Source organism: Streptomyces sp. NPDC001668 (genome assembly GCF_042893155.1).
Classification (GTDB): domain Bacteria; phylum Actinomycetota; class Actinomycetes; order Streptomycetales; family Streptomycetaceae; genus Streptomyces.
The window spans coordinates 183421-208742 of record NZ_JBIAUQ010000014.1 but is presented as its reverse complement, the minus strand read 5'-3'; the positions used below and the strand labels follow the sequence as shown (position 1 = coordinate 208742).

At 71.1% G+C, this 25322-nt stretch carries 31 protein-coding genes and 1 pseudogene; 11 read left to right on the top strand and 21 right to left on the bottom strand.

Translation table 11 applies throughout. From position 1 onward, the window contains the following. Positions 1-48: 48 nt before the first annotated feature. Positions 49-918 (top strand): hypothetical protein, encoded by an 870-nt coding sequence (locus ACFYZ8_RS34285; RefSeq protein ID WP_389050651.1) that lies wholly within the window; start codon positions 49-51, stop codon positions 916-918. Positions 919-927: 9 nt separating this feature from the next. Here ACFYZ8_RS34285 and ACFYZ8_RS34280 read toward each other — a convergent pair whose 3' ends face one another. Beyond that, positions 928-1188, bottom strand: coding sequence for a hypothetical protein (locus ACFYZ8_RS34280; RefSeq protein ID WP_389050649.1), 261 nt, complete (start codon positions 1186-1188; stop codon positions 928-930). Positions 1189-1434: 246 nt separating this feature from the next. Between ACFYZ8_RS34280 and ACFYZ8_RS34275 the strand changes: the two genes are divergently transcribed. From ACFYZ8_RS34275 to ACFYZ8_RS34265, 3 genes are all read left to right on the top strand, one after another. Continuing rightward, positions 1435-2127: a hypothetical protein gene (locus ACFYZ8_RS34275; protein ID WP_389050647.1), complete on the top strand. Its 693-nt coding sequence runs from the start codon at positions 1435-1437 to the stop codon at positions 2125-2127. Positions 2128-2182: 55 nt separating this feature from the next. Continuing rightward, complete coding sequence (locus tag ACFYZ8_RS34270) at positions 2183-2725, top strand: hypothetical protein (RefSeq protein ID WP_389050645.1); 543 nt, start codon at positions 2183-2185, stop codon at positions 2723-2725. Between the two features lie 238 nt (positions 2726-2963). Next, positions 2964-3326, top strand: a complete 363-nt coding sequence (locus tag ACFYZ8_RS34265) for a hypothetical protein (RefSeq protein ID WP_389050643.1) — start codon at positions 2964-2966, stop codon at positions 3324-3326. Positions 3327-3346: 20 nt separating this feature from the next. Here the strand turns inward: ACFYZ8_RS34265 and ACFYZ8_RS34260 are convergent, their stop codons facing one another. From ACFYZ8_RS34260 to ACFYZ8_RS34250, 3 genes are all read right to left on the bottom strand, one after another. Continuing rightward, positions 3347-3637: a hypothetical protein gene (locus ACFYZ8_RS34260; RefSeq protein ID WP_389050640.1), complete on the bottom strand. Its 291-nt coding sequence runs from the start codon at positions 3635-3637 to the stop codon at positions 3347-3349. A gap of 111 nt (positions 3638-3748) precedes the next feature. After that, positions 3749-4645, bottom strand: coding sequence for a hypothetical protein (locus ACFYZ8_RS34255; protein ID WP_389050638.1), 897 nt, complete (start codon positions 4643-4645; stop codon positions 3749-3751). A gap of 187 nt (positions 4646-4832) precedes the next feature. Continuing rightward, on the bottom strand, positions 4833-5066 hold the full coding sequence (locus ACFYZ8_RS34250; protein ID WP_389050635.1) for a hypothetical protein: 234 nt from the start codon (positions 5064-5066) through the stop codon (positions 4833-4835). A 165-nt stretch (positions 5067-5231) separates the two neighbouring features. On the opposite strand from ACFYZ8_RS34250, the gene ACFYZ8_RS34245 reads away from it, so the two are divergent. From ACFYZ8_RS34245 to ACFYZ8_RS34235, 3 genes are read left to right on the top strand one after another with little or no spacing between them, the layout of a single operon-like run. Further along, entirely contained in the window at positions 5232-5915 is a 684-nt protein-coding gene (locus tag ACFYZ8_RS34245) for a hypothetical protein (RefSeq protein ID WP_389050633.1), read from the top strand. 7 nt (positions 5916-5922) lie between these two features. Then, on the top strand, positions 5923-7446 hold the full coding sequence (locus ACFYZ8_RS34240) for a DNA polymerase Y family protein (protein ID WP_389050631.1): 1524 nt from the start codon (positions 5923-5925) through the stop codon (positions 7444-7446). After that, entirely contained in the window at positions 7439-10582 is a 3144-nt protein-coding gene (locus ACFYZ8_RS34235; RefSeq protein WP_389050629.1) for an error-prone DNA polymerase, read from the top strand. The genes ACFYZ8_RS34240 and ACFYZ8_RS34235 overlap by 8 nt, the downstream gene beginning before the upstream one ends. 535 nt (positions 10583-11117) lie before the next feature. On the opposite strand, the gene ACFYZ8_RS34230 is transcribed toward ACFYZ8_RS34235, so the two are convergent. From ACFYZ8_RS34230 to ACFYZ8_RS34220, 3 genes are all read right to left on the bottom strand, one after another. After that, entirely contained in the window at positions 11118-11438 is a 321-nt protein-coding gene (locus ACFYZ8_RS34230; protein WP_389050627.1) for a hypothetical protein, read from the bottom strand. A 14-nt stretch (positions 11439-11452) separates the two neighbouring features. Continuing rightward, positions 11453-12223, bottom strand: coding sequence for a nuclease-related domain-containing protein (locus ACFYZ8_RS34225; RefSeq protein WP_389050625.1), 771 nt, complete (start codon positions 12221-12223; stop codon positions 11453-11455). A 212-nt stretch (positions 12224-12435) separates the two neighbouring features. Further along, on the bottom strand, positions 12436-12894 hold the full coding sequence (locus ACFYZ8_RS34220; RefSeq protein ID WP_389050623.1) for a hypothetical protein: 459 nt from the start codon (positions 12892-12894) through the stop codon (positions 12436-12438). 478 nt (positions 12895-13372) lie between these two features. On the opposite strand from ACFYZ8_RS34220, the gene ACFYZ8_RS34215 reads away from it, so the two are divergent. Continuing rightward, positions 13373-13759 (top strand): hypothetical protein, encoded by a 387-nt coding sequence (locus ACFYZ8_RS34215; protein ID WP_389050622.1) that lies wholly within the window; start codon positions 13373-13375, stop codon positions 13757-13759. Positions 13760-13829: 70 nt separating this feature from the next. On the opposite strand, the gene ACFYZ8_RS34210 is transcribed toward ACFYZ8_RS34215, so the two are convergent. Together ACFYZ8_RS34210 and ACFYZ8_RS34205 are read right to left on the bottom strand one after the other, a co-directional pair. Beyond that, the gene (locus tag ACFYZ8_RS34210) at positions 13830-14264 is read right to left on the bottom strand and encodes a hypothetical protein (RefSeq protein WP_389050620.1); all 435 of its coding nucleotides are present in this window, start codon (positions 14262-14264) and stop codon (positions 13830-13832) included. A 27-nt stretch (positions 14265-14291) separates the two neighbouring features. After that, positions 14292-14504 (bottom strand): helix-turn-helix domain-containing protein, encoded by a 213-nt coding sequence (locus tag ACFYZ8_RS34205; RefSeq protein WP_389050617.1) that lies wholly within the window; start codon positions 14502-14504, stop codon positions 14292-14294. A 111-nt stretch (positions 14505-14615) separates the two neighbouring features. Here ACFYZ8_RS34205 and ACFYZ8_RS34200 point away from each other — a divergent pair, with 111 nt between their 5' ends. The 3 genes from ACFYZ8_RS34200 (at position 14616) to ACFYZ8_RS34190 (ending at position 16068) form a co-directional block, all read left to right on the top strand. After that, positions 14616-15044: a DsbA family protein gene (locus tag ACFYZ8_RS34200; RefSeq protein ID WP_389050615.1), complete on the top strand. Its 429-nt coding sequence runs from the start codon at positions 14616-14618 to the stop codon at positions 15042-15044. Positions 15045-15222: 178 nt separating this feature from the next. Next, positions 15223-15771 carry a peptide deformylase gene (locus ACFYZ8_RS34195; protein ID WP_389050613.1) on the top strand — a complete coding sequence of 183 codons (549 nt, stop codon included), beginning with the start codon at positions 15223-15225 and terminating at the stop codon, positions 15769-15771. Positions 15772-15789: 18 nt separating this feature from the next. Continuing rightward, positions 15790-16068, top strand: a complete 279-nt coding sequence (locus tag ACFYZ8_RS34190; protein WP_389050610.1) for a DUF6087 family protein — start codon at positions 15790-15792, stop codon at positions 16066-16068. A gap of 81 nt (positions 16069-16149) precedes the next feature. Here ACFYZ8_RS34190 and ACFYZ8_RS34185 read toward each other — a convergent pair whose 3' ends face one another. The 12 genes and pseudogenes from ACFYZ8_RS34185 to ACFYZ8_RS34130 all read right to left on the bottom strand — a co-directional run bounded on the left by ACFYZ8_RS34185 (position 16150) and on the right by ACFYZ8_RS34130 (position 24873). Then, positions 16150-16923, bottom strand: a complete 774-nt coding sequence (locus ACFYZ8_RS34185; protein ID WP_389050609.1) for a glycosyltransferase family 2 protein — start codon at positions 16921-16923, stop codon at positions 16150-16152. 132 nt (positions 16924-17055) lie between these two features. Beyond that, positions 17056-17757: a hypothetical protein gene (locus tag ACFYZ8_RS34180; RefSeq protein ID WP_389050606.1), complete on the bottom strand. Its 702-nt coding sequence runs from the start codon at positions 17755-17757 to the stop codon at positions 17056-17058. Positions 17758-17882: 125 nt separating this feature from the next. Continuing rightward, positions 17883-20117, bottom strand: a complete 2235-nt coding sequence (locus tag ACFYZ8_RS34175) for a Mucin-19 (protein WP_389050605.1) — start codon at positions 20115-20117, stop codon at positions 17883-17885. Then, positions 20117-20668, bottom strand: a complete 552-nt coding sequence (locus ACFYZ8_RS34170) for a hypothetical protein (protein WP_389050603.1) — start codon at positions 20666-20668, stop codon at positions 20117-20119. Before ACFYZ8_RS34170 ends, ACFYZ8_RS34175 begins: the two co-directional genes overlap by 1 nt. Before the next feature lie 177 nt (positions 20669-20845). Continuing rightward, complete coding sequence (locus tag ACFYZ8_RS34165) at positions 20846-21124, bottom strand: WhiB family transcriptional regulator (RefSeq protein ID WP_389050602.1); 279 nt, start codon at positions 21122-21124, stop codon at positions 20846-20848. Continuing rightward, a complete protein-coding gene (locus tag ACFYZ8_RS34160) occupies positions 21124-21360 on the bottom strand; it encodes a hypothetical protein (protein ID WP_389050781.1) in 237 nt (78 codons plus the stop codon). The genes ACFYZ8_RS34165 and ACFYZ8_RS34160 overlap by 1 nt, the downstream gene beginning before the upstream one ends. 11 nt (positions 21361-21371) lie before the next feature. Continuing rightward, a complete protein-coding gene (locus ACFYZ8_RS34155) occupies positions 21372-21497 on the bottom strand; it encodes a hypothetical protein (RefSeq protein WP_389050779.1) in 126 nt (41 codons plus the stop codon). Between the two features lie 209 nt (positions 21498-21706). Further along, positions 21707-22111 (bottom strand): annotated as a pseudogene (locus ACFYZ8_RS34150) (DciA family protein); the annotation flags it as partial. Beyond that, positions 22108-23496, bottom strand: coding sequence for an ArsR family transcriptional regulator (locus ACFYZ8_RS34145; protein WP_389050599.1), 1389 nt, complete (start codon positions 23494-23496; stop codon positions 22108-22110). The pseudogene ACFYZ8_RS34150 and the gene ACFYZ8_RS34145, both read right to left, overlap by 4 nt. A gap of 116 nt (positions 23497-23612) precedes the next feature. Continuing rightward, entirely contained in the window at positions 23613-23987 is a 375-nt protein-coding gene (locus tag ACFYZ8_RS34140) for a hypothetical protein (protein WP_389050596.1), read from the bottom strand. Then, positions 23984-24355: a hypothetical protein gene (locus ACFYZ8_RS34135; RefSeq protein ID WP_389050594.1), complete on the bottom strand. Its 372-nt coding sequence runs from the start codon at positions 24353-24355 to the stop codon at positions 23984-23986. Before ACFYZ8_RS34135 ends, ACFYZ8_RS34140 begins: the two co-directional genes overlap by 4 nt. A 131-nt stretch (positions 24356-24486) precedes the next feature. Then, complete coding sequence (locus tag ACFYZ8_RS34130; RefSeq protein ID WP_389050591.1) at positions 24487-24873, bottom strand: hypothetical protein; 387 nt, start codon at positions 24871-24873, stop codon at positions 24487-24489. Between the last annotated feature and the right edge of the window lie 449 nt (positions 24874-25322).

The window sequence follows — 25322 nt, the reverse complement described above, 5'->3', positions numbered from 1 at the left end:
CGGGCGGCTCGGCCGCCGTGCCGGACCGCCCTCACCACCTACCGGGAGATGCCCTTGGAACTGGAGAAGATCTCGGCCGAACTGCAGAAGGTGCACGACTTCGGCGATGAACTGGGCGCCGCGCTCGCCAAGACGTTCAACGGCGACGGTGTCGTCGGCGGCGGCTGGACTCACCGCTCCGGCCACGCCCACTACGTGACCGTGGACCTCGTCCACCCGTCCGGCCTGGGCGTCTGGTTGCGCCACCAGGGCGGATACCGCAAGGGCCGCAACGGCCGCATGCTGACCGTGGGCGCCACCTACCCGCGCGGATACTCCGGCCGGCGAGCCGAGGAGATCCGCGTGTGGATGGACCGCGACCGGACGGACATGGCGCGGGACATCATCAGGCGCCTCCTGCCGGACTACCTCGCCACCATCGACCGGGCCCTGAAGGAGGCACGGAAGGCAGATCTCAAGCGGCGGGCCCGCATCTTGATGAACGGCCTCCTGGAGAAGACCCTGCCCGGTGTCACGGGCACCGGCGGAACGCCGGCCTGCGAGTCACGCGACCGCCGCAGGTCCTACTGGTCGGGCGGCAGGTTCAGCCGGACTCGCAGGCCAGCGCTCGCCTCTGGCCGCTCCCCGCGCGACGGCGGCCACCACCAGGACCAGGAGCCGAAGGTCAAGCCGGCGCTGGTGTCCGGGCACGCCACACTCAGCGACGATGCGACCACCATGGACCTGGAGCTGAAGGAGGTTCCCGCCGAGCTCGCCCTGAAGATCCTCGCGATGGTCAACCCGGCGCCGGCCCTGGAGGGGACGATCGTTCCGCGCGAGGTCGCGCCCGCTGTGCCTGCCCTGCTTGCGGCGCAACGGGTGGTTCAGGGTCAGGTCGTCAGCGAGGCCGCCGAGGTCACCGGATCCACCGCGACGTGACCGCAGACGTCACCGGGTGTCGCCCTGCCAGTCCCAGCAGCGCTGGTCGCCCCCGCGTGGCGCGTACACGGAGCGCCCACCGCTTCCGTACGTGCCGAGTTCGGTGGTCAGTGCCGCGCCCTCGTCCAGCTGGGCCGGCGTCCAGCCGGTGACGTCGAGCAGCAGGCCGTCGAGCGGTCCGCCTATCAGTTCGCGGTAGTCGTGCCCGTTTCGAGGGCCGGGGTCCTCATGGTCGGCTCCGTAGACCCGGCCGCGCATCACCTCGTCCATGGCGGACAGCCTGGCACGCGCCACTGACACTGCCGGCCTGCGGCAATTGGCCCCGCCCCCCACCGACCTGCTCCGTCCCATTACGGGCATGGCTGGCGCGAGCCGGTCCGTGGTCGCTGGCCGCCGGGGGCCGAGCCCGCACGCGCCCCCAACCACCCGAAATCCATTACCACTTGACTCAATTGTACAAATCTGTCACGTTTTGTCCGCCTAGTCCGGACCGTCTCCGCGCAAGGGAGCTCACGCATGGCACGCGCCACACGCACCGAGTACGACGAGAGTCAGGCCGCCAAGAGGCTGCGGGTCCCCGTGGCCGCCTTCCGCTGGGCCCGGTCCACCGGGCTCGTCCCGCCGCCGACGGGTTCCTCCTCCGTGTGGCCGCGCGCAGTGGTGGAGGCCATGGACGCCGAGGCGATCAAGGCCTCGCTGCCCCGCTGGCCGATCTCCGGCGCGGCAGCCGCGAACCGTATCGCCGAGGCCCTGGGCACTCCCAACCAGCCGCAGGGGAAGGCGTCTGTCACGGCCTTCGTCGTACGGCAGTTCATCCGGCGCGGCCTGCTCACGGAGCTCAGTGCGAATCCGGACGGCTCGCTCGTCAACCCCGACCAGGTGGACGCCGTGTGTCAGCGTGAGGACCTGGCCGTGCTGGTCGCCGAGGACACGCCGCTCGGCCCCGAGCAGGCCGCCAGCCGCCTGAAGGTGAGGCGGGTCGAGTTCAACTACATGCTGGCCCTGGGGTGGATCCAGCCCGCGGACACCGTCGACGTGCGGTTCGGTACCTCGCGGGCCGGTGCAGTCCCGGTGGCTCTGTTCCGTACGGCAGACGTCGACGCCCTGGAGAGGGCGCATCCGGAGATCGACTGGGAGCGACTGCGCAGCATGAAGCCGGGGCAGCGCTCGCCGCTCGCGACCCTGACCAAGGCGGCCGCGCGGAACTGAGTCCGGCGGCCCGGGAGAGCCCGCCTGGCTGGAACGGACAGGGGAAGATCAGCGGGTGACCATACCGCCACCGCCGCCACCGCCACCGCCGCTTGCCGCTCTCCCGCTGCCGACGCTCCTACCCGCCCCTGCTCTCCCCTCGTTCGAGCAGACCAAGGAGGAGGCCAGGGAGATCCTGCTGGCCGGCGCGACCGCACCGCTGCCGTGGAAGGTCCGACGTCATCAGGATCGGGTCCTGGATCGCGTTCACGATGCTCTGGCTGGGGCGGGAAAGGGCCAGCGGCTGTACGTCCTGGAGATCGCCGGGCCCATTCCCCGTGTCAAGATCGGCCGCAGCAACGATCCTTGGGTACGCATCCGCCAGCACGTCGCCGAGATGAACGGCTACCAGTACGGCCTCATCGATGCGCACCTCACCACCGCGGTGGATGATCTGCTCTCCATCACCCGGGCCGAGGCCGAAGCCCACGTCGGGGTGGGCAAGCGCTACAAGCCGATCACCAGGGAAGCGTTTCGGGACGCCGACTTTATGGTCGCCTCACTGTGGGCCGACGTCGCCATACAACTGCACCAGCCGCTCGACGAGGATGCCGAGTGATCGTGACATCGGCAGTCACTCACTCGAAGTTCCTTGCATGCACGGCGACTTGGTACTCCGTCCCGCCTGGCGCCAGCCCAGTATGTCCCTCTCACCAGTAGAGCGACCTTGTTGGCGCAGCAGCACGAACGTCCTGGGTCTCCTGCCGTCGAGCAGTCGGGAGTTCAGCGCCGTCATCGTGGCGTGGGACGGCCATGATGATGTGGATGATCGGTTCTGGCTTGCAGGAGGGGAACTCGTGGCAGAGGTCTGGGTGTTGCACCGCACGCCGGAGGAGACGCTCAAGCGTCAGCGGCACGTCAGTTCGCAGGCCAGGAAGGCGCGGTCCCGGCTCGTGCGCGCGGACACGATTCCGTATCTGCGCGCCGACGAGGACGCAGTGGTGGCGCAGTGGCACCCCGGCTCCGAGGACGTTGTGACCCTGGCCGACCGCAAGAACGGCGACGAGGAGCTGCCCTTCGACTTCCACCTCGAACTACTGGCCGCGATCGCGGCGGCCCGGAAGGCGGCCCAGGAAGCGGACGAGGACCAGGTCCTGGTTGCCGAATTCGACGATGGCGAATGGTCCTGGAAGTCCTATCGCCTGTCGGAACTGACCTGACCACCGGTGCGGATACGGCTCTAGGCGGCTGCGAGTGCGTCGATCAGCTGTCGCAGCGCACGCAGTGCCTGCTGCGCGGTCGTGGTGTCGGTCAGCTCGAGGAAAGGCGTCGCCGGATCGAGGACGTCGACGAGGCGGCCGGCTCGGGCGGATTCGGGGATGTCTCGCAGCTCGGCCCGGAAGGCGGATCCGTTCCAGTGCGTCCGGGCCAAGGAGCTGGCGAGCTCGAACTCTCCGTCGGTGGGGTTCCAGCTGCCGTCGTCGTACGCCGCCAGGAGGGCGCGGGCGTCGCGCTCAAGCGCGTCGGTCATTGCGGTGGTCGTCACGCACAGCCCAACGAGCCGCTCGATGTCCGGTGACCGACGGGGCTTGCCACGCTGCCGGACCGGGCGCGGTGGGCTGAGTGCTTCATGTGGCGGGCGTCAGTCTGTCGCCCAGTGCCGATGCGGCTCGAACCAGCCTCGATCCGGGTACCAGGCGAGGCATCGGTCGGATGCCTGGGCGCCGATCAGCCAGAGGTGTGTGAACTCTTCGGGGAGCTTCGGTGGGAGCGGTGGCAGGGTGTCGGCGTCGAAGTGGAGGGCGTGGAAGGCCGCCCAGGGGCTGGTCATCGTCACTCCGACGACGGCGTGGCGCTCGTCGCCGCCGGCCTTGGCGAGCTTTTCCTTGTTGCCGTGCATGTGTGCGGAGTCGGCGTTGAGGTGGTCGTCGAGCCAGTCGTGGAACGGCTCCCACGTCACGTCGGCTGGGCCGCCGATCTCCCACAGCGTGAACTCGACTCTGCCCGTCTCGCCGTCGTCGGCCGGGCGGGATGATAGGCCGCGGATGCCCAGGTCGCGCGCCTCGTCCGCCAGGGGGCCTGGGTGGACCGAGAGGTTGTCGGGGCGTGGGACGTACTCGTAGAGCTGGCTGGCCGCCTCGAAGCGCGCAAGGAGATCAGGTAGCCACTCGGTGTACCTGTTGCCCTCCTGCTTCAGGCGGAAGCTGCCGGTGACGTTGACGGACCAGTTCCGGGTGAGGTGCGGCGCGGCCAGGACGGGCTGGCGGCTGAGGACCCCGGCGACCTCGGCGTGGTGGCGATCCAGGGCCATCCAGATCTCGGCGTACCCAGTGCGGCCGTCGTCGTAGTCGATCCGGATGTCGGGCGTCTTCTGTTTCCTGTTGTCGTCTTGGAGGTACACGCGAGCGCCGGTGAAGCGCGCGAGGACTCGGCCCACCGACTGTTCGAAGTCGCGTGAGACGTGGTCTTGGAAGGCCTTCTCCTGTTGCTGCGGGGTCCGCAGGTCGATGGGGTATCCACGCTGCCAGTCGTCGGTCATGCGGTCAGTGTGTCCAGCCCCGCGGCGGTCGCGCTGCGCATTTCCGGGGCAGTGCCTCGGCCAGCCGGGAGATCAGCGTGGAGACCGGGATCGCCGCCACCTCGCGGTCGTTCATCGCGCCTCGGGGTCGATGTCTGCGTTCGTCCCGAGCTGGTAGGCCGGGCTCAGCCAAACCGCGCCGAGCTCTCTACTGCGTGCCGCGCGCGCCCTGCTGCCGGGACTGCTCCCGCTTCTTCATCTCGCCGAGTCGGTCGAACAGCTCCTTCCATGCCCGGCCGACGGCGGCCTTCTGCTGCCCGCGGTCCGGCTGCGTGACGCGCGACCGCCTGCCCTTCCTGTCCTTCGGGCCGCCATGGTCGCCGCTGGTCAGCTGGACCCTCTTGGAGGAGCCGTCACGTCGTTGCCGGTTTCCGCTGGTCATGGCTGCGACGGTACTGCGATTGCAGAGCTCCTTGGTAGGGGGAGTGCGGGCCCGGCCGACGGCAGGACCTTCCCCGGCTGCGCTAGATCAGCTCTGCGCGCCCCTTATGGGTGATGTCCAGGACACCGGCTTGTATTAATCGCACTCTTATTCGAATATCGGGGTATGGGTGCACCGGTGATGGACGACGGACGTGAGAGCGGCACCGGTGAGACCACGAGGTCGCCGCTGAGCGCCGTGTTGCCGCAGGGCCGTCTGCGGGCCGGGACCGCGGCCAGTGCAGGCGGAGACATGCCGCTCCTCCTGGCACTTGCCGCCCAGACGGCTCAGGGGACCGCCGGGTGGGCGGCTGTGGGGTTGCCTCAGCTGGGCACGCTCGCCGCCGAGTCCGCCGGTTTGGAGCTGGCACGCGGCATGCGCATCGACGAGCCGGGACACCGGTGGGGTCAGGTTCTGGCCATCGCACTCGAAGCCGTTCCGGTCGTCCTGGTCGGAGCGCTGGGCCCGGTGAGCGACCAGGTCGCCCGCAGGCTGGCCGCCGTGCTGCGGCGGAGCGGGTCGATTCTCATCGCGGCGGATCAGTGGGAGGGGGCGGAGGTCCGTCTGCGGGTGGTGTCCGCTTCCTGGGAAGGCGTCGGCCAGGGCCACGGTCTGCTGCGCGGTCGGAGGGTGACGGTCGCGGCCGCCGGACGCGGCGCGGCAGCCGCTGCCCGGCATGCCGAGATGTGGCTGCCTGGGCCGGACGGCTGGGTCGCTCCCCTGCATGACCTGCACGACCAGCGGCCGGACACCGCGGCCGAGGACCTCCCGGTCCGCCGACGGCGCACGGTCATGCACCTGGTGGGATGACCCGCCCATGGCAGACAGATCCGTCGTGGCCTGGTTGCCCGACTTCCCCATCCTCGCGTGCGGCGGCACCGACACCGAACCGGTCGCCGTCGTCGACCGCGACATGGTGGTGGCCTGCTCGGCCGCCGCGCGGGCCGACGGGGTTCGGCGGCGGATGCGGCTGCGCAGCGCGCAGGCCTGCTCGCCTCAGCTGCGGGTCGTCGAGCGTGACCTCGTGGCCGAGATGAGGACCTTCGAGCGGGTGGCCGGCCATCTGGAGGCCACCGTGATGCCGCGCCTGGAGGTGATCCGCCCCGGGCTGCTCGCCGCACCCGCCCGGGGGCCGGCCCGCTACTGGGGCGGCGAACAGCACCTGGTCGAGCGCCTGGTCGCCGCTGTCGCGGAGGTGGGTCTGCCGGCCCGGGCGGGCATCGCGGACGCGGTGTTCACCGCCGCGCTCGCGGCCCGCCGGGGAGAGATCGTCCCGGCCGGCGGTGACGCGGCGTGGCTGGCGCCGCATCCGGTCGGCGTGCTGGGTGTCCGGCAGTTGGCGGAGCTGTTGGAGCGGCTCGGGGTCCGCACGGTCGGCGACTTCGCGCGGCTGCCGGCGGACAAGGTGTCGGCCCGCTTCGGCGCCGAGGGCCTTGTCGCACACCGCACGGCCCGCGGCGAGGAACCGCGTCCGCTCATTGTCCGGACCGGCAGCGACGAGTGCACAGTGACGCACCGGTTCGAGCCGGCCGAGGAGCGGCTGGAGGCGGCGGCCTTTGCGACCAAGGCGCTCGCGGACCGGTTCCACGACCGCCTTGCGGCGGCCGGTCTGGTGGCGGCCCGGCTGGAGGCGGTCGTCGACCTCGCCGACGGCCGCCGGCTGTCGCGTATCTTCCGCCATGAGGGACGGCTGTCCTCCCTTGCGGTCACCGAGCGGGTCCGCGGTGTCCTGCAGGCCTGGACCGAGGCCGGCGTCCTGGGCGCCGGGCCGGAGCGGGGCCTCACCGCGCTGACCCTGCGGCCGGAGCAGCTCAGCCAGGATGCCGGCCGCCAGACCGCGTTGTTCGGGGACCGCCATACTCCTGAGGAGATCGAGCGGGCCGCGGCCCGGGTGCAGGCACTCCTGGGCCACCGGGCGGTGGTGAGCATGGCGACCGGCGGCGGGCGCGCGCCGGCGGAACGGGTCCGCCTCGTGCCGTTCGGCGACGTCGCCGACGCACGCCGGGATGCCGACGGGCCGTGGCCGGGGCAGATCCCGGCTCCGTACCCGGCGGCGACATTTCCCGAGCAGCTGCCCGCCGAGCTCAGCGACGCCGACGGTCGGCCGGTGGCCGTCTCCGGGCGCCTCGCGCTGTCGTCCGCGCCCGCCCTGATCACGGTGGACGGGTACGGCCAGGCGGCGGTTACGGGGTGGGCCGGGCCGTGGCCCGTGCTGGAGCGGTGGTGGGACAAGGACGGCGGCCGGCGGATCGCACGCATGCAGGTCGCGGCGGCCGACGGTCACGCGTGGCTGCTGGTGATCGAGCAGGGCCGCTGGTGGGCGGAGGCCCACTATGGGTGAGGTCCTCCGCTTCCCGGCCTCGGGGGCGGAGCGGGTCGTCGCGGAGCCGGGATGGGTCGAGCTCCATGTCCACTCGGCCTTCAGTTTTCTGCAGGGCTGCGCGCAGCCGCACGAACTCGTCGACGAGGCCGTCCGGTTGGGGATCTCGGTACTCGCCCTCACCGACCGGGACGGGCTGTATGCCGCGCGGCGCCTGACGGAAGCAGCGAAAGAGGCCGGGATCGGCACCGTGTTCGGCGCCGAGCTCACCCTGAACGATCCTGAGCTGGGTTCTCCGGTGGTCCTCGCCCGCAGCCTGGAGGGCTTTCGCCGGCTGTCGGCGGTGATCAGCGATGCGCAGCTGGCCGGCCGGAAGGGCGTGCCTCGCTATGACCTCGCCGCGCTCGCCGAGGCGGCCGCCGGCGGGCAGTGGGCCGTACTGCCGGGCTGCCCCGTCCCGGGCAGTGACCGTCGGGACGTTACGGCGGTGGCCCGCCGACTGGAGCGCCTCGTCGAGGTGTTCGGTCCCGGCGTGTACGCCGAGTTGGTCAACCACCACCTTCCTGAGGACTCGGTGGCCGCCGACGCCATGGTCGTGGCCGCGCACCGGATCGGCATCCCCGTGATCGCGACGGGCGCGGTCCACTACGCCGCGCCGCGCCAGGCCCGCCTCGCCCAGGCCGTCGCCGCCCTGCGGCGACGCGAGACCCTCGACCACGCCGCCGGCCACCTGATGCCGGCACCGGCCTCGCATCTGCGCAGCTACACGGAGATGGCCGGATGGCTCACCCGCTACCCGGGCGTGCTGGAGACGACCCTCGAGCTGGGCCGCTCCTTGGTGGTCGACCTCGACGAGCTGCGACCCGAACTGCCCGGCTTCCCCACACCGGGCGGGTACGACGAGGACGGGTGGCTGCGCTACCTCGCCGAGCGGGCCTGCGCCGCCCGCTACGGCGAGCGCGACGACCCGGCCGCCGCCCGCGCGTGGCAGCAGCTCGATCACGAGCTGTCCGTCATCTCCCAGCTGGGCATGGCCGGCTACTTCTTGATCGTCCACGACATCTGCCAGTTCGCGATCGGCCGCGGCATCTGGTGCCAGGGGCGTGGCTCAGCTGCCAGCTCACTCGTCTGTTACGTGCTGCGGATCACCTCCGTCGACGTCCTGAACCACGGAGGACTGCTGTTCGAACGGTTCCTTTCGATGGAGCGCGGCAGCCCGCCCGACATCGACATCGACTTCGAAGCTGGCCGGCGGGAGGAGGTGATTCAGTATGTTTTCGAGCGCTACGGGCGGCATCACAGTGCGCAGGTGGCCAACGTGATCAGCTACAAGCCCAAGCTGGCCGTGACCGACGCCGCGCGGTGTTTGGGGTACCCGGCGGCCCGGATCCGGGAGATGACCCGGCACCTACACCACGAACCGCCCGGGCCCGACGCCGGCGTGCCCGACGATGTTCGCGAGCTCGCTGCCCAGCTGCACACGCTGCCCCGCCATTTGGGGGTGCACTCCGGCGGCATGGTCCTCACTCGCGAACCGATCGGGGAGTTCATGCCGGTCGAGTGGGCGACGGCGGAGGGCCGTTCAGTGCTCGGCGGGGACAAGGATGATGTGGCCGCGGCCGGCATGATCAAGATCGACCTGCTGGGGTTGGGGATCTTGTCCGCCCTGCACACGGCGGCGGATCTCATCCGTGAACACTATGGCGTGCAGCTGGACTTGGCGTCGATCCCGCAGGACGACCCGGACGTCTACCGCATGATCGCCCGCGGACAGACGCTTGCTGTCTTCCAGGCCGAGAGTCGCGCCCAGGTCTCGACCCTCCCTGTGCTTCAGCCGCGTACCTTCGACGACCTCGCGATCGCCGCGAGCATCATCCGGCCGGGCCCGATCGCTGCGGGAAGCAAGAACCCTCTGCTGCGCCGGCGCCGCGGCGAAGAGCCGGTCACCTACCCGCATCCCCTCGCCCGGCGCGCCCTGGAGGCCACGCTCGGCGTCTGCCTGTGGCAGGAGCAGGCCATGATGCTGGCCGTCGACTGCGCCGGCTTCAGCCCCGGGGAGGCGGACAAGCTGCGCAAGGCCATGGCCGCCAAGCACGCCGTGGAGAAGGTCGCGCGGCTTCGCGACCGCCTCATGGAGGGCATGGCCAGCAAGGGCATCCCCCGTCCGGCCGCGGAACAGATCGTCGGCATGATCGAGGCCTTCAGCGACTACGGTTTCCCGCAGTCGCACGCCCAGAGCATGGCGCACCTCATCTACGCGAGCGCCTGGATCAAGTTGAGGTTTCCGGCGGCGCTGCTCGCGGCCACGATGGCTCATCAGCCAATGGGCTTTTACGACTCGCAGTCGCTCATCCAGGAGGCCAAGCGGCTCGGCATTGCCGTGCGCGGCGTCGACATTCAGCTCTCCGACGTGCACTCCACCCTGGAACCCGACCCGGCTTCCGCCGGCACACGGGCGATCCGGCGTGGGTTGACCAGTGTGACCGGGCTGAGCGCTGAGACGGCCCGCACGATCGTGTCCGCGCGGTCCGAGCGGCCCTTCGACAGCCTCGAAGACGTCGCCCGCCGCACCCAGTTGCCCGCCCGGCTGATGGAACGACTCGCCGCGGCCGGCGCCTTCGACTCCTTTGGCGAGCACCGCCGCAGCGCCTTGTGGACGGCCGGGGCCTTCCCCCGCGGCGTCCAGCCCTACCTTCCCGGTCTCGGGGCGCTCGCGCCGGCACCCGATCTGCCGGTGATGACGCCAGCCGAGCAGACGGCCGCGGACCTGGCCACCACCGGGGCCAGCGCGGAGGTCCATCCCGTTCAGCATGTACGCGCCCGCCTCGCCGGCTTTGGGGCCGTCCCCGCGGCCGCGGTCCGGGACATGGCCGATCAGGAGCGGGTGCGTCTCGGTGGACTGGCGAAGTACCTGCAACGGCCGCCGACCGCCCGGGGCGTGGCCTTCGGAGTCCTGGAGGACGAGACCGGCATGGCCAACCTGGTCTTCTCCCCGCCCGTGTGGGAGCGCAGCCGGCGCACCCTGATCGACGCCACAGCGGTCGTCCTGGAGGGGCACGTCGAGCGGGCGTATGACGTGGTCAACGTCGTAGTTCACGATGTGCGGCCGCTGGTCGTACCCGCACCTGCCGCACGGCGGCGGCGTCGCGGGCGATGAGCTGCTTCCCGGGCGAACGCCCGGGCGGCTCGCCGCACCACTTCATGGCCGCTGGTGGAGCCGAAGGCGCCCAGCAACCCAGACCGCCTGCACGCCGTCGTCGCTCGCCGTGCCCACCTCGTGGGGCATCAGGTCCGCCAGGGACGCGCCTGCGCACGGCCGGGGCTCCCAGACCACGTCTGTGGCTCGGTCCCAACGGCTTCGACTGCGCTTTGTCAGTCTGACGTTGTCCCCGGGGTTGATCACGATCGGGCGCCGCATCAGCCGCAGGATCCTGCGGGCGGCGGACCACCCTCCTGTGATGCTGTTGCTCTTGAACGTCACCGTGAGACTTCTCCCTACGCTCCGCTGGAGGCAGCGGGTCCTGGATTGCGAAACTACCTGACTACCTGGTGCGAAGTAACGGCGGGACGAGCACGGTGAGGGCCACCGAGATGTGAACACCAGTCCGCGCCATGGGGTACCTCTCGGCAGGAGCGGCTCTATCCGCCGGTCCATGCCCCGCATGACCTCGCCCATGTGATGAGCCGGCCCATCAACTCGCCGGATCAACTGGCGGATGGGGGCGCGCTGCCGATGCTGTGCGCAGTCGCCACAAGGTCCTCACCCAGATGACGTCCATGCAGCCTACGAGAGCGGCGATGGCCCAGCTGGTCCAGGCGGGCAGTGCCTGATGGTCTGCGCCGGGCACGAGGGCCCGTCCGAGAAGGCCCAGGACCACAAAGAGGTTCCCGCAGATCAGGTTGGAGAGGGTCTGTTCCAGCGGGCGCAGCAGCGCGAGGAATGAGCCGCCGGCCACCAGCAGCCCTCCGACCACCACGGTCAGGTCGCCGAGAATGAAGCCAAGCCAGTGCACGGGATCACCTCCTGTCACGCCTTGCGCGCACGGCGCCGAGGATAGCTACTCGGCCGCCGTCGCCGCCGTGAGGCCCGCGGCGGCCTGCCGGTGGCCGCCGCCGGCTGCAGGCGCTGGTCGGCCACGTTCACGGTCTCGCGCACCATCGCGCGGTTCCAGCCGGGGGCCTTGGGCAGCCGCCGCAGGTATCGGCGCAGGACAGCGGCCTGGACCACGGTGACGCCGTCGAGCTGCACGACGCCGCCGGGAACGGTCGCACCGTGCACCGCGATCACGGCGTGCGCGGGCCAGCCCAGCGCGGCAGCGACCTGGCTGGCCTCCCACCGCACCGTGTCCACGTCGTCCTGCTTGCAGTAGTTGCCGCACCAGAGCCTGCCGCGGCTGTCGACGCGGATGCGGGCGTTCTCTGACATCCAGTTCTTGGTGTCGATGTAGACCAGCCCTCGCCTGCCGATCAGCACATGATCCAGATTTGCCCGGCTTCGGGGTACGGCCCGGTCGTGCAGGACCGCGTAGAACCCGAACCAGGTCAGCGGTGCGAGAATCCGGGCGGTTCGGCGCTCCCCGGCGGCGCCCTTGGCCCAGGAGCTGCCCCTGCTGCGGTAGACCCGTCGGAGTGCGGCGAGCATGAACGTGCAGGCGAGGGCAACGGCGAACGGGTACGAGCGCGTGACCTCCGCCGCGAAGTAGCCGGCAGCTCCGGCGCCCACACCGGCGGTGGGCAGGATCCACCGGGCCCGGCGATGCTGCTGAGCGCGTTCAACTGCCCGCTCGCGTGCGGCCATCGCCTGTGCACTGGCGCCAGCGGCGTTCCGGCGGCGCCGGTTCTTCCTGATCAAGGCGTCGTTCTTCTCTTCCACTACAGGGGTGTTGGAGGTCGCAGGACCGTAGGCCGTGATGGCTGTGGATGGATTCGGCGCCCCGCGCCGTCCGCCGGGATGGCTGCCGTGAACGCCGTTTCGCGCGGTGACGCGGCCGCTGGGAGGGGCGTCTGTCGTCAGCAGCCGGACGCGAGGGCCTCGAAAGCGATGCGGTCGCCCTCGGTCACCCCCTGGGCCCTGGTGTAGGTGGCCCGGTCGACCTCGAACCAGATGTCGTCGCGGGTGGGTTCCCCGTTGACGTTGTCGAGCTCGACGCAGAAGCGCTCGGGGCGGACGACGCGGGTGTAGGGCTCGGTCCCTCGTCGTACCCATGTGCAGGTGCGGGTGCGCGACTTGCGCTTGCCGAGCGTCGGCTTCGTGCAGGTGCGTACGAGGCGGGGGCGGGTTCCGTGCTGCACCTTGCGGGTCACATGCCGAAGGTCGTCACGGAGCCCGGCGACCTTGTCCGTGCTCTGCGGGGAGGCAGAAGAGGCGGGGCTGGTGGTCGCACCGGCCGAGCGGTCGCTGCATCCGCTGCCGGTCAGCAGGAGGACGGCGGCGAGGCCGGCCGCGAGGGCACGCTTGGTCTTGGTCATCGTCTCTCAGTGCTCGAAGTGGGTGGGCGATGGCCCTGCCCGAGATCTCCTCGTATCTGCGGAGACCCGGAACATTTTGACGCTTAAGATAATACAAAGAGAGGGTTCGGGAAGCAACCTTTAAGCGTCATTCAGGCTGTGAGGCGGCGGAACGACAGGAGCAGCCGCCAGCCTGAGGGCCCTGGCCCGCAGCCACGTCGGTCGGCCAGGACCTGGACGCTGCCCCTAGGCGAACCGCCGGGCAAGCCGCCGCGGACATGGAGGGCCGATCGCGGAGGAGGAACGGTCGGCGGTGCAGCCAGTGCGCCATCCGGTTGCTCGAGGGCAGCAGGAAGTCGCGCCGGTGCCGCTCGGCGGCCTGCCGAACGCGGGCCTGGCGGGTGATGCGGGCTCGCCGCGCCGCGATCGACGCCGACGGGGAGGCTCACCCACACCGGCAGCGCCTCCACCTTCGAGCAGCCGGACGTACGGTGACACCATGGCCGGGCAGGTGCGCCGGTGCGCGCACATCCTCTGCTCGAAGCCGCTGCCGGCGGACGCCCGCAGCGACAAGCGGTTCTGCGACCGCGCCTGCAAAGCGGCGCATCGCAGGTGGCTCCGCCACCAGCGGGAAGCCCTCGCGATCGGACTTGCGTACCTGTGGGGCGAGAACCCGGAACAGGTCGTGCGCTGCCCTGTGTGCGGGCGCCGCTTCGCGCTCGGGCACCCACACCGCAAGGACAAGATCTACGACCGGGACTCCTGCCGTCAGGCTGCGCTCCGGGCCCGTCACCGGGCCGAGAGGGTACGCGAAGCCGTTACGCCGGACCGCGCCCCAGAACCCGTCTCAACGCCGCTGACCAGTACGAACTCACCATCCTCATGACGGAGGACACGAGGGCGTCGACCCGGCGCCAGCAGGCCGGTGAACTCCGTCAGGCTCCTGACCTGGGCGTTTAGCCCCCGGCGGTGGGGGACGACCCGGCGCCGGTAGGGACACGCGCGGGCGGACCGCCGTCCGGCCCGGGCTGGTCCGGCTCCAGGCGGCGGACCCGGTCGTGGATGCGCTCCAGGCCGCCCGCCCCGAGGCCCTGGCCATGCAGGTAGTACAAGCCCAGGTCGCCGTCGAGGGCGGCGAGCAGGTGCGCCACGCTGAGGATCTGGTGCGACCACAGGGCCCGGAAGGCTTGGTGCCCCTGCCTGTCGTGGCCCAGGAGATCGGCCAGCTGAAGGGCCGCGGCACCGAGGTAGGCACAGCTCTCGCAAGGCTCGGCCGGCAGGTCGGCCACCGCCTCGACAAGGAAGCGCTGGTAATCCTCGGGGTGTGCCGAAATCAGGCGGCGGACCGCGATGTCCTCCGCCTGGAAGTAGCCCGGCTCCCACCTCGCCATACCCCCACCGTACGCCCGCCCCGGAGGTCAGGACTGGTTGTGGCGCGGGGCTCCGCCCCGGGAGCGGAACGTGGCCCCGGCGTCTTGGAGCAGACGGTGCACACCGCCGTAGGAGCGGCCCGTCTCCTCTGCCAGGGCCCGGATACTCGCGCCCGCGTCGTACTTCTTCTTCAGGTCGGCGGCGAGCTTGTCGCGGTCCGGGCCGGACGTGAGCCGACGGGCCGGAGTCGTGTTCGACATGAGCTGATTCCTCCCTCGAAGACGGCGGACGCTGCCATGATCGCGTGAGGCGGTGGCGACGGCCACCGATGCGACGGAGGCGAAGGCTCGGACGAGAAGAGAGGACGGCGAGTGATCCCCGGACCGCACAGGATGAAGGGCGGCGCGGCCCAGCTCGGCGCGTTGCCCGGCCATGTCGGCCCCTTCGGTCCGTACGGCGACGAGGAGCGCGATCGTGGAGACATGGACATCGAGGTCCTGGTCGTACCGGACTGCCCCCACCGGCAGCTCGCCGAGGAGCGGCTGCTGCATGCCCTGGACGCCGCCGGGCTAAGCGCCATTGGCTTCACTACGCGGGTGGTCGGCGACCAGGCCGAGGCCGAGCGGTCCGGCTTCACCGGCTCCCCGACGATCCTCATCGACGGCCGCGACCCGTTCGCCGAGCCCGGTGCCAGCCCGTCGTTGGCCTGCCGGATGTACCGCAGTGCCACGGGTCCCGCCGGAGCCCCCAGCGCCGACCAACTCCGCCAGGCCCTCACCGAGGTCGGAGAGGGAGCGTAACCAGGACGTACCTTTCGCGTGCGCCCGGGATCGCGCGGATCCGCGCCGAGGCCCCGGCCCGGCGGCTCGCGCGTCCGGACGGCTGAAATCGTCCGGAGCTCATTCAAGGGTGCGGGAGAATCTCGGCTGACCAGGCCGAGCGTGGAGGGGGCGTAGGCAGGTGCGACCCAGTCAGCAGATGCGTGACCTTGGCATCGTCCAGTACGGCGCGCCGATCCTGGTTGAGCCCGCCCGTCCCTTCCAACTTCCGGTCGAGCGGGAAGAGGCCGCGACCATCGTGGAGAAGCTCTTCGCCACCGTGGAACGGCTTGCCTCCGCCCACGATTTCTCCGGCAAGGGCCTGGGCCTCGCGGCTCCGCAGATCGGCGTGAGCCGTGCGGCAGCCGTCGTTCGGCCCCCGGGCGCGGAGCCGCTCATGCTGCTCAACCCCCGGATCACCCATGCATCCGAGGCGGTCGATGAGCGGTTCGAGGGGTGCTTGTCGTTCTTCGACGTGAGGGCCCTCGTGCCCAGGCCCCTGCAGATCACGGTCGAGACCCAGATGCCGGACGGCACCACTGCCACCGCGATCTACGAGCACGGCACGGCTCGGCTGATCGCCCACGAGGTCGATCACCTCGAAGGGTTCCTCCTGCTTCACCGGATGCGTCCCGGCGTCGACCCGATCCCCGTTGAGGAGTATCGGAGGACCGGCGAGGCCACCGGCCGGGCCTGGACGTACGAGTAAGGGAGCAGCAACGAGATCATGGGCAGGCACAGCCGTCCCGGACCGCCGGATCAGCCGTCCCGCGCGGTGCCGCGCGTTGACCCGGACGATCCGCTCGCCCCCTACGAGCGACGGCGTCGCGCGCCGATGGACGTCTATCGCCGCCACCGTCCCGCCGGTGGCGGTGCCAGCCACGTGCGGCCCGAAGAACTCAGAATCCTGGAGTCGTGGGATGGCTTCGCCTATGTCCCTGAAGGCACCGCCCCGAACCTCGCAGCCGCGCAACTGTGGGTGGCCGGCGGCCCAACGCCGCAGTAGACGGACACGGCCGCGGGGGTGGGGCGCGGTCGGGTATCACCCAGAAGGGACATTCCGATTGCCCCGAGCTCGTGAACGGTGCTAGATCCGCGACTTCCGCATCGAGTGCCATGCCGCCCCAGCCAGAGCCCGAGCCGACCGCAACACCGAGAGCTTTTCGTGCTGGCGGTAGAGGTTCCAGTTGTACGGGATGAGGCTCAGCTTGTTCGACGAGAGCGACCCGGCCCGCTGCGCCCGGTACACCGCCAACGGTTCCCTCAGCGCCCACGCGGGTGCCCCATCCCGCATGATCGACAACCAGAGCGCGTAGTCCTGCCTCTTGGGCATGTCCGGCATCAGCCTCGTCCCGACCACCCTGCGGTCGTACATGGCGGTCAGGGCGCCGATGTGGTCCTGGACCAGCATCGCGCTGTAGTCCACGCGCTCCGGCGCCCACACGACGCGCCCGTTCGGGACGAAGTTGGCGGCCTCGCCCGCGTACAGGGCGTCGACCTTGTAGTACGAGGTGAACGTGAGGGGCGTCCCGGCCGTCGCAGCGAAGGCGAGTTGCTTCTCCAGCTTCGTCGGGAGCCACATGTCGTCGCTGTCGAGAAACGCGATGAAGTCACCTTTGGCCCGCGCGATGGCCAGGTTCCGGGCCCGGGCCGCGCCCCCCTGCCGGGCCGCTGCCTCCGGCAGGACCCGTTCGTCCTGCCGTGCCAGCTCTCTCAGCAGATCCATTGAGTCGTCCGTGGACGCATCGTCGGTGATCAGCAATTCGAGATCGGTGTGGGTCTGCGCCAGCACTGACCGAACTGAGGGCCCGAGCGTGGCCGCCGAATTGTGTACCGGCATCACCACAGAAACCAGGGGCACAGCGGTGCTCCTTACCCAGTTGGAGTCGTCATGAATGTTGCTGCGCGAGCCGGGGCTGCTACCTCGTCGGGGCGCGATGGGTGTTCATGGTTGCCCTTCTGCTGGCCCTGTTCGGGGTGGCGGTGGGGGTGCTCAGGTGGTGGGGGGCTTCCAGGCGCGCAGTTCGAGGTGGGTGATCTGCGCGCCCTCGGCGAGGCGTCCGGTCTCGACCATCCAGTCGGTGATGGCGGCGGTGACGTCGCCGTTGTGCTCGGTGACGCGCTGGTGCCATTCACGGGCACCGAAGCCGACCCGGCGGGCGCCGGGTGGGCCGCTGGCGTTGCCGTAGCTGCGCTCCTCGGTGCCGTCGCGCCGCTGGACCACGTGGCGTGCGACCCCGGGGCTGTCGCCCTCGTCGCCGGAGTCGATCAGAAAGCGCCCCTTGGAGGCGCGGACGGTGAAGGCGACGACTCCGTCAGCCTCGGCTGCTTTCTCGATGACCGGCAGGATGCGGGAGCCGCCGGAGGCGAGGTGCTGTCGGCCGGCGCGGGCCAGGCCGGAGGTCCACTCTTCGTCGTGCTCGACCTGGACCCTGTCCGGGGTGCGGACGCGGGCCAGCTTGCCGTCTTTGGTGCGGCGCCGCTTGATGTACTGGCCGGCGAGTTGCTTGAGGGAGTCGACGTCCCGTGGACCGCCGGCCTGGACTTCCTGGACGACCGCGCGCAGCCCCTCGACGTACGCCTCACCAGAGCGGGGGCCTCGGGTGTAGAAGTGGCTGACGATGGCGGAGTTGCGGCTCAAGATCTGGGCGATCTGCCGCTTGGTGAAGCCTTCGGCGATCAGCTGGTCGGTCAACCGGGCCGCCTCGCTGGGCGGTTGAGACGCTGTGGGTACGTCGCTTCCTCTGCGTCGCGGAGGCATCCTGCTCCGACTCCTTCAGGTCGTGGCCCGCACGCCCCGGCGTGGGACGTGCGGCGTTGCTACTGGGGGGCGTCCTTGTTGAGCCAGGCGCGTCCGTTGGCCTGGAGGCCATAGAACTCCTGCTCGTTGGTCGGCGCGGCGACGGGGTAGGGCAGGTGGCCCTTGAGGAGGTAGTCGCCGGGGTCGCCGTTGTAGGGCCAGTTGGGCAGTTCGGAGGTGTAGATGGCGTCGGTGCGGAAGGCGACGATGCTCCCGGGCGGCAGGTGCAGCGCGCCGATGTGGGTCTTCGTCCCGTCCTGGTTCTTGACGCCGGTGGACAGTAGGGCAGCGCGGGCGGCGGACCACACGCCGGCCGACCACTCGGGGTGGGCCCAGGGGTTGCGGCTCACCGAGGTGCGCTCCCACACGATGGTGTCGCCCTCCATGCTGACGACGTGCGCGCCCTTGGGGATCTCCCGCTCGTGTCCGCGCTGGACGGTTCCGGTGGTGACGCGGGGGCGCTGGGCGAACGAGCCGATGCCGTAGAGCAGGATGCTGCGAACAGCGCGGGACGCGAGCTTGTAGGCCTGGCGCAGCTCGTCGGTGCCGGCCGCTCGGGCCCAACTGGCCAGCTCGGCCCAGGCGTCCTTGAGCTTGTCGGACCATTCGCGAAGGGGGGCGCCCGCTTCCCACAGCAGTCCGTCGAGGATCTCGATCTTCCACGGCTGGATCGGGTTGCGCAGCGCGGCGTTGATCTCGGCGCCGCCCGCCCAGGTGACGAACGTACGGCCGCCCTCGTGCGGGTAGATCCAGGAGCGGTCGCCTTCGACGGCGGCGGGCAGCAGGCCGACGTGGTTCCAGTCGTCGGGGATGGTCACCCTGACCTGCCAGTGGCTCGGCGCGAACAAGGCGTTCGTCTTGTCCTTCTCGCTCATGGAGTCGAAGGCGTGGGCGGTGATACGGCGCGGAGCGCCGACGCCGCTGGTCCAGGTGTGCTTGCCGTAGGCGAGGGTGCGGTCGAGCTCGGTCCACTGCGGCAGCTCTTCGGAGATGCGGGGCGGCGTGATCAGCTCGGTGCGTCCCTGGCCGGAGGTGGCGTGCAGCAGCTGACGGATCTCGGCGGACATGACGGGGTAGCCGTCGGCCCAGCGGGACCCCTTCTTGGTCGAGATGGTCCGCGACCACAGGTCGCGGCCGGTCTGGCTGGGTGAACCCATGAGGACGGCGTCGGGGAACCGCTTGGTCGGCTTCTCCTTCTGCAGGGCCTGCAGGGTGAGGACGAAGGCCTGCCGGATGACGGTGACGTCGGCGCCCTCAGAGTCGAACCATTCGGTCACGGAGCGGATCTCCGTGCGGAGATTGCCGCGCTGCCAGCGGCCGACCGGTTTGCGCTCGTGGACGTAGTGGCCTGCCAGGTCGTCCTTGCCGCGGCCGGTGTCGACCTGCCAGCCCTCGGGCAGCGGGGCATCGAGCCAGGCGGCGACCGCGTCCTTGAGGTAGCGGTGCCGGTCGGCGTCGCGGTGCCAGGGGTCGCCGGCGGTGATGTAGATGCGCCCCACGCTCTCGGGAACGGTGGCATACACCGCGGTGAGGATCTCGGCGGCCGAGCGCGAGCCGAGGTCGAGCTGGACGCGCCGATCCCGGAAGGCGAGCGCACCCGTGGTGGCGTCGAGGAAGACGGCGGGGCGGACCTTCTGGGTGAAGTTCGGGTGCTCGGAGACGAGGTTGGGAGCGACCGCGAACCAGCGGTCACCCTCGGGGCCTTCGGGGACCGAGGGCAGGGTCCGCATCACGGGCTCTGAAGCCGGCGCCTCATCGCGCGGCTCGTCCGCGACCGCAGGCGCGTCCGCCTCGCTGGAGTCGCCGCTCGGCGGCTGCTCCGCGGCGGGCTCTTGTGGCGCGGTCCTGGCCGTGCTGTCCTCGTCCGGGGCCTCCCGGCTCGCCTGGTGAGCCTGGACCTGCGGCAGCGCAGGGGGCGTTGCCCCGGTGCGCTCGGTCACGGCTGGGGGCTCCTCCGGGGGGTTCTTCTCGGCGGCCGGGGCACTGTCGGGCGCGGCCGGTGCGGCGGCTGCCGACTGCGGGCCAAGCGCGGGCACCAGGTCGACGACGTCCTTGACGGAAATGCCGGCCGCCGGCGCGATCCTCTCGGCCTTGGCCTGCTCATGCACGCCGAGCTGTTTGACCTTGTTGTCCCGCGCGGCGATCGCCTTATCGAGGGCCTTTTGCGCGCGATCGCGGACCTTCTCCGCCTTCATGACCTCGTCGCGGAGGCCGCGGAGTTCCTTGAGGCCGTCGCCGTAGGTCTGGGCTGCCATCAGTTGCTCCTGTCCGCGGGGTCCGTGCGGGTGTGAACGGTGACGCTGTAGCCGGGCGGGACGGACACGGTGAGCCGCCGGCCCCCGTCGCTGCGTACGACGGCCTCACCGAGGACGACGTGGCGTGCGGAGTTGTCGGGCGGCGCGGTGCCTTCCAGTAGGACGTCCAGGTCGAGGAGTTTCACCGGAGTGCCCTCCCCCCGCTTCCAGGTCGGCGCCGGCGCGGAGCGGGTCGCGTCGTAACGGCTGGAGGGTTGCCCGTAGAAGACGATGCGGCGGCGGGGTCCGTTGCCGACCCAGTCCCAGCGGCGGCCTTCGTCGTTGGGTACGACGTCGTAGACAGCCATGGCCTGTCCGCGGCGGCAGGCGACCACGACGGCGATCTCGTCCGGGTCGAAGAGCATCTTCGAGGTCGAGCCGCCCCTCCATGGTGACCAGTCGCCGAGGACGACGTCCGCCTCGGAGCTGGTGCCCTTCTCGACTTCGCTCCACCGCTGGGAGACGTTGACCGCGAGCACTCTGGACGGCGTGGTGTCGCTGTTGGCCGGCACGGTCGCCTCCTGCTGCTCGGGGTGGAGGCCCCCACCCTAGAGTGCTTACAAGTGCTTACGCAACAAGTACCCGTAAGCACTTCGGGTCGTGGGATGGCTGGGGAGCGGAGGGCAGTGGTCGGCACTCTAGGGGCGGCCTGTGACAACGAGCGGCAGTACGGGGCGGCAACGGGGCGGTCAGCTGGCCGGCAGCACCGATCGGCGCTGCCAGTAGTCCTTCGTCGAACCGCGCGGCAGGTAGCCGGCGGCCGCACGCTCTTCGTTCGTCTCGCCGCCCCAGGTGCCCCACTCGCGGTGAGTGCGGGCGTACCGGCGGCAGGCGCGCTTGAGGTCGCAGCCCGCGCACAGGGACTTAGCCAGTCGCTGATGCTCTCGGTCCTGGAAGACCTCCGGATCCGTGGTCTGGCACGGCATGACGCCGACGTCCCGGGCAGCGTCCGTACGCAGTACCTGCATCAGGCCCGCACCTCCCCCGCCGCCCGGCGCCCGGCCGTGCGTTGCCCGCGCCGTGACCGTGCGAGAGCTTCATAGAGGCGGTCGACGGCGTAGTCGGTGATCGTCGACGCTGTGTGGCGCAGCGCCCGGCAGGCTCCGTCGGCGGGCAGTGCGCCGGCCGCGGTCGGTCGGCTCGCGGCATCGATGCCGTCGAGGTCGGGCCACTGGGCAGGGTTGCCGGTGTGGGGGCTGATCACGGTGAACTCCGTTAGCTGTCGTGCTGGTTGCGCTTGTCGGCGGCGGATTTGCGCTTGGCGCGCTGCCGGCGGGCGTAGGCCAGCGCCAGGGCGTGGCTGCGGTCCTTGCGGCGCCGCTCGGCGGTCTCGGGATCCATCTCCTCGGGGGCGTCTGGAAGGAGCCAGCTGGGTGGCTGGCCGGCGGCCGCGGGGCCCGGGGCGGCCGTGTTCGGCGGCTGGGCCTGCTGGTCCCGGACGGCCGGCGGGATCGCTGGGTCCGGCGGGCGCCCCCGGGGGTCGTGGGCTCCGTGCGGCAGGGCGGACCTGCGTCGGCGGGGGCGCCGGGCGCGAGGTCGCGGATGCGGCGTACGGCGTCGGTGCCGATGTGTTCACGGATGCGGTCCAGCAGCCGGGGGACGAGCAGGCGGATCTGTGTGCGGTAGGCCGGGGAGTCGGGTCGAAGGTCCAAAGTCCGGGTGTCCGGGTCGAAGTGGACTGCCCTGACGTGTGCGGCGAGGTCGTCACCGGCGATGGACGGCCACTGCTCGAGGACGGAGCCGCCCTGGACGGGGACGTCCCAGGCCCGGTCCTCAATCAGGCGCCCCAGGGCAGTGGCGAGGCCGACCGGATCGCGGCCGCCGGCGCGGTCGCGGCTGCCGTGGCGCGGTGCGGGAGCTTTCTGGGCCGACGGACTGCTCCAGCGGGCGTTCTGGCGAGCAGCTCGCAAGACAACTCGGGCCAGGTCGACGCCCGTTGGCTGAGGTTCGGTCATCCCAGGGCCCTCACCTTCAGGTGGCTGCTGGCACGGGTCAGGCGCAGGGCCCGGGCGACCAGGTCGGCGCCGTAGAGGCCTTCGGCGGCCTCGCGGCCGAGGAAGTCGACGGCGGAGGTGACCAGGGCGGTGTCTCCGGCGAGGAACGCCTGGAGGGCGGCTTGCCGTTGGGCGAGCAGCTCCTCGCGGGTCAGCTCGGCGGAGCCGGCCTGCACCTGGCCCGGGGGCTCGTGGAGCTGGCCCTGGCGCACCGCGTCGATCGCGCCGCGGACCAGGCGGGTGACCGCGCGACTGCGCGGAGCCTGCCAGGTGCCCTGCCACTCGGTGTGCCGGTCTGCTTCGGCCTCGCGCGAGTCACGCCACCAGTTCACGAGCTCCTCGCGCCGGGCGGGGGTGTCGAACCGCTGGTGGGCGTTGTGCAGCCGCTGGGCGAGGAATCCGGAGGGACGGCGGACGATGCGGGACGGCGACTGGAGCGCCAGGAGCGCGATGACCTCGGTCGAGCTCCAGCCAGCGTCCGACACGTGGCGCACGATCCACGCGATGCGGGGCACCGCGGCACGGTGGAGCCAGGGAACCTGCCGGACCAGTTCGGCGGCGAGGCGGTAGCGGCGGCCAACGGCGTTGAGCCGTCGTGGCGCTCGGGTCTTCTTCGAAGGGGAGGTACAGCTGTTTCCCGAACCGAGCTTGCTCTCAGAGGGAAAGGTAGATGTACCCGCAGAGGAAAGAGCAGAGGAACTACCCCCCATTGGGGTGCAACGCCGCCGCGGTGAGGAAGGGCGCGGGGCCGGCTTCGCGGAGCGGGCACGGCGGGGCTTGGCCATCAGCCGCTGGGCCATCTTGGCGAGACGCTTCATGAGCTTGCGCCCGGCGTCCTCGATGCCGCGCACGATGCGCAGGTACTGCTCGGAGGCGGACGTGCGCAGGTGCAAGGCGGTGTCGAAGGCGGGCGGGATGGTCCAGACGTACTCGCTGGCCATGCCTCCCTGTCCGGACACACGGGTGCCCTTGGCGCGGTAGGTCAGCAAGCCGGCCTCGCGCAGGATCGCCAGGTGGTACTGGACGGTCCGCTTCGAGAGCTTCAGCAGGCGCATCAGGTAGGCGACGCCGGGGCGGCAGGGGTTGAGGCGGGCCAGGACCACCGCCACGCGAAGGGTGGTGTCGCCCAGGCGCTTGGGGCCGTGATCGCGGTCGGCGGTGTAGGAGCCGTCGAGACGGAACCAGCACACGGCCTGCATCCAGCTGAAGCCGTCGGTGGCGATGCGGCCGTCGGTGCCGGACAGCCACTGCCGGGTGTGCGCCGGGTCGAAGGAGGCGTCGACGTCGGTCGTGGAGGTGTCGTTCGAGCCGGACGCCTCAAGGGGGGAGAGTTGGTCGCGGGGCACGAAGGTCCGTTTCCGGGTAGCACGAAGTAGACCCGCGGCGCGTAGCGCTCACAGCGGGCCGAAGGGACGAGAAGAAGGCATGGCCGACCGCGCCCGGCTCGGCGCGAGCGGCGAGGTCACAGGAGCGTGAGCTGTTCCGGCTCCTCGGTCGGCGCGGGCTTGGGGGCGGCTCCGCGCACCGTGATGCGGCCCGGGGTGCGGGGGCGCGGCTCCTGCAGGACGTTGCGGGGGCGGGGCGGGGTCTTGGCCTCCTCGGCGAGGAGGACTGCCAGGCGGCGCACGCGGTACATGGACAGGCCGGTGCGCCGGTGGACCCGGACGGCCGGGATTCCGCGGTGGAGAAGTTCCATGGCGGCGATCTCGCGGCGGGCGATGTCGTCGTCGAACTGCGGCCAGGGCGCGGCCGGCTGGACTGTGACCTTCTCCGGGGCGTCCTGGGCTTCCGCGTCGGTGTCCGGGGTGTCGGGGGTGATCGCGTCGTCGGCACTCACCGGAGACCACCTGCCGCGGTGGTCAGGCCCGGGTCGACGACCACGACCTCGACGGACTCGGAGCCGGTGCGAACGCACCGCGCCGTGGTTGCGGCGGCGGGCGTTCCGGTCGCGGTGGCCTGGGCGGCGGTCCCGGCGTGGCAGGTCACGTGGCTGGCTACGGCGCACGTGCTGGCACCGAGGGCTTGGGAAGCGGGGGCGGCCTGGACGGTGGTGGCCGGCCACGCGGCGGCGAACAGGCCGATGCCGACCGCGGCCGCGAGGGCCGGGCCGCATCGGGTGCGGTGCCGCTGCGGGTGCGGGGCACGTGGTGGGGCGCTGCCGGCGCCGGCGTACGGCGAGGCAGCGGGGAACGAGGTGGGAAGCATGGTGCGTCCATCCAGCGGGTGCGGTCGGCTGGGGGTGTCGGCAAACCTGGCGACCGGCCGCGCAGTCCAGGCAGTTGGTGGGCCTGTTCCGGTGCGGGGTCGCCCTCGGTGAGGGGACGGCAGGGCGCTGCTCAGGCGGCGAGCCGGGGCGGCTCGGAGCACGGGTGCCCAAGGGCCGTACCCGGGGCGGGCGCCACGTCGAAGCGCGGAGCAGCCGAGGCGGCGACGGGGCGTCCAGCGGCGTACCAGGGTCCGTTGAGGGGTCGCCGGCTGCGGGAGGTGTGGCGTGCGCCGTGCAGTTCCACGGCAGGGGAGCCCTCCGCCCCGGAGGTCAGGCCCGCGGAAGAGGGCTGGGCGATCGACGCGGCCCACCGGTGCTGCTGCGACCGCACGCCGATGATCCTCGGGCGGCCAGCGGTCGTCGCGCCGGCCGGCTCCTCACCAGGGACACGGTCGTGGAGCTCGTCCGCGACGGCCGCCGGCTGTACGCCGGTGCCCCCGACGATCTCCGCGGTCACGCGGGCTGCCGGCGTTTGCGCACCTGCCGGCTGGGCAGTGGGTTCGGGGCGGTCCCCCGACGTCAGGTGGCCTTGCCCTTCACGGTCCGCCGTCGGCGCATGTAGCGTGTCCATGCCCAACGCAGACGTCGCGCCGCGTACGATCTGATCCCGAAACTGGCGATCCGTGAGCGGCGAAGGCCGTGATGATGTAACACTCATTCACGTCTCCTGTAGAGGCAGTGGCGCCAGACCCGGTCAGCAGGTTTCCTAGGCCATGAGTGACCGGGTCAGGCGCCTCTCACGTCGCGTGACGCGAGATAGCTGTGGGTAACATGAATCGGCCCACCGAGCGGCGGTCGATCTCCGTCACCGGACAGCGATCATGCTGCAACAGACCCACGGGTGTCAATTGTCACCGGACTACCGCTCGGGGCCCTGGGTAGGCTACAAATGTCACCGCCCTGGTT

What these genes read in the sequence shown, in the direction of transcription:
- ACFYZ8_RS34235 (WP_389050629.1), top strand. Translation starts at nt 7,439, where the DNA reads ATGGGTGAGGTCCTCCGCTTCCCGGCCTCGGGGGCGGAGCGGGTCGTC.
- ACFYZ8_RS34260 (WP_389050640.1), bottom strand. Translation starts at nt 3,637, where the DNA reads ATGACCGACGCGCTTGAGCGCGACGCCCGCGCCCTCCTGGCGGCGTAC.
- ACFYZ8_RS34255 (WP_389050638.1), bottom strand. Translation starts at nt 4,645, where the DNA reads ATGACCGACGACTGGCAGCGTGGATACCCCATCGACCTGCGGACCCCG.
- ACFYZ8_RS34205 (WP_389050617.1), bottom strand. Translation starts at nt 14,504, where the DNA reads ATGTCGAACACGACTCCGGCCCGTCGGCTCACGTCCGGCCCGGACCGC.
- ACFYZ8_RS34225 (WP_389050625.1), bottom strand. Translation starts at nt 12,223, where the DNA reads ATGGCCGCACGCGAGCGGGCAGTTGAACGCGCTCAGCAGCATCGCCGG.
- ACFYZ8_RS34210 (WP_389050620.1), bottom strand. Translation starts at nt 14,264, where the DNA reads ATGGCGAGGTGGGAGCCGGGCTACTTCCAGGCGGAGGACATCGCGGTC.
- ACFYZ8_RS34240 (WP_389050631.1), top strand. Translation starts at nt 5,923, where the DNA reads ATGGCAGACAGATCCGTCGTGGCCTGGTTGCCCGACTTCCCCATCCTC.
- ACFYZ8_RS34195 (WP_389050613.1), top strand. Translation starts at nt 15,223, where the DNA reads ATGCGTGACCTTGGCATCGTCCAGTACGGCGCGCCGATCCTGGTTGAG.
- ACFYZ8_RS34175 (WP_389050605.1), bottom strand. Translation starts at nt 20,117, where the DNA reads ATGGCAGCCCAGACCTACGGCGACGGCCTCAAGGAACTCCGCGGCCTC.
- ACFYZ8_RS34280 (WP_389050649.1), bottom strand. Translation starts at nt 1,188, where the DNA reads ATGGACGAGGTGATGCGCGGCCGGGTCTACGGAGCCGACCATGAGGAC.
- ACFYZ8_RS34165 (WP_389050602.1), bottom strand. Translation starts at nt 21,124, where the DNA reads ATGCAGGTACTGCGTACGGACGCTGCCCGGGACGTCGGCGTCATGCCG.
- ACFYZ8_RS34155 (WP_389050779.1), bottom strand. Translation starts at nt 21,497, where the DNA reads ATGGATCCCGAGACCGCCGAGCGGCGCCGCAAGGACCGCAGCCACGCC.
- ACFYZ8_RS34135 (WP_389050594.1), bottom strand. Translation starts at nt 24,355, where the DNA reads ATGCTTCCCACCTCGTTCCCCGCTGCCTCGCCGTACGCCGGCGCCGGC.
- ACFYZ8_RS34215 (WP_389050622.1), top strand. Translation starts at nt 13,373, where the DNA reads ATGGCCGGGCAGGTGCGCCGGTGCGCGCACATCCTCTGCTCGAAGCCG.
- ACFYZ8_RS34245 (WP_389050633.1), top strand. Translation starts at nt 5,232, where the DNA reads ATGGGTGCACCGGTGATGGACGACGGACGTGAGAGCGGCACCGGTGAG.
- ACFYZ8_RS34220 (WP_389050623.1), bottom strand. Translation starts at nt 12,894, where the DNA reads ATGACCAAGACCAAGCGTGCCCTCGCGGCCGGCCTCGCCGCCGTCCTC.
- ACFYZ8_RS34190 (WP_389050610.1), top strand. Translation starts at nt 15,790, where the DNA reads ATGGGCAGGCACAGCCGTCCCGGACCGCCGGATCAGCCGTCCCGCGCG.
- ACFYZ8_RS34250 (WP_389050635.1), bottom strand. Translation starts at nt 5,066, where the DNA reads ATGACCAGCGGAAACCGGCAACGACGTGACGGCTCCTCCAAGAGGGTC.
- ACFYZ8_RS34285 (WP_389050651.1), top strand. Translation starts at nt 49, where the DNA reads ATGCCCTTGGAACTGGAGAAGATCTCGGCCGAACTGCAGAAGGTGCAC.
- ACFYZ8_RS34275 (WP_389050647.1), top strand. Translation starts at nt 1,435, where the DNA reads ATGGCACGCGCCACACGCACCGAGTACGACGAGAGTCAGGCCGCCAAG.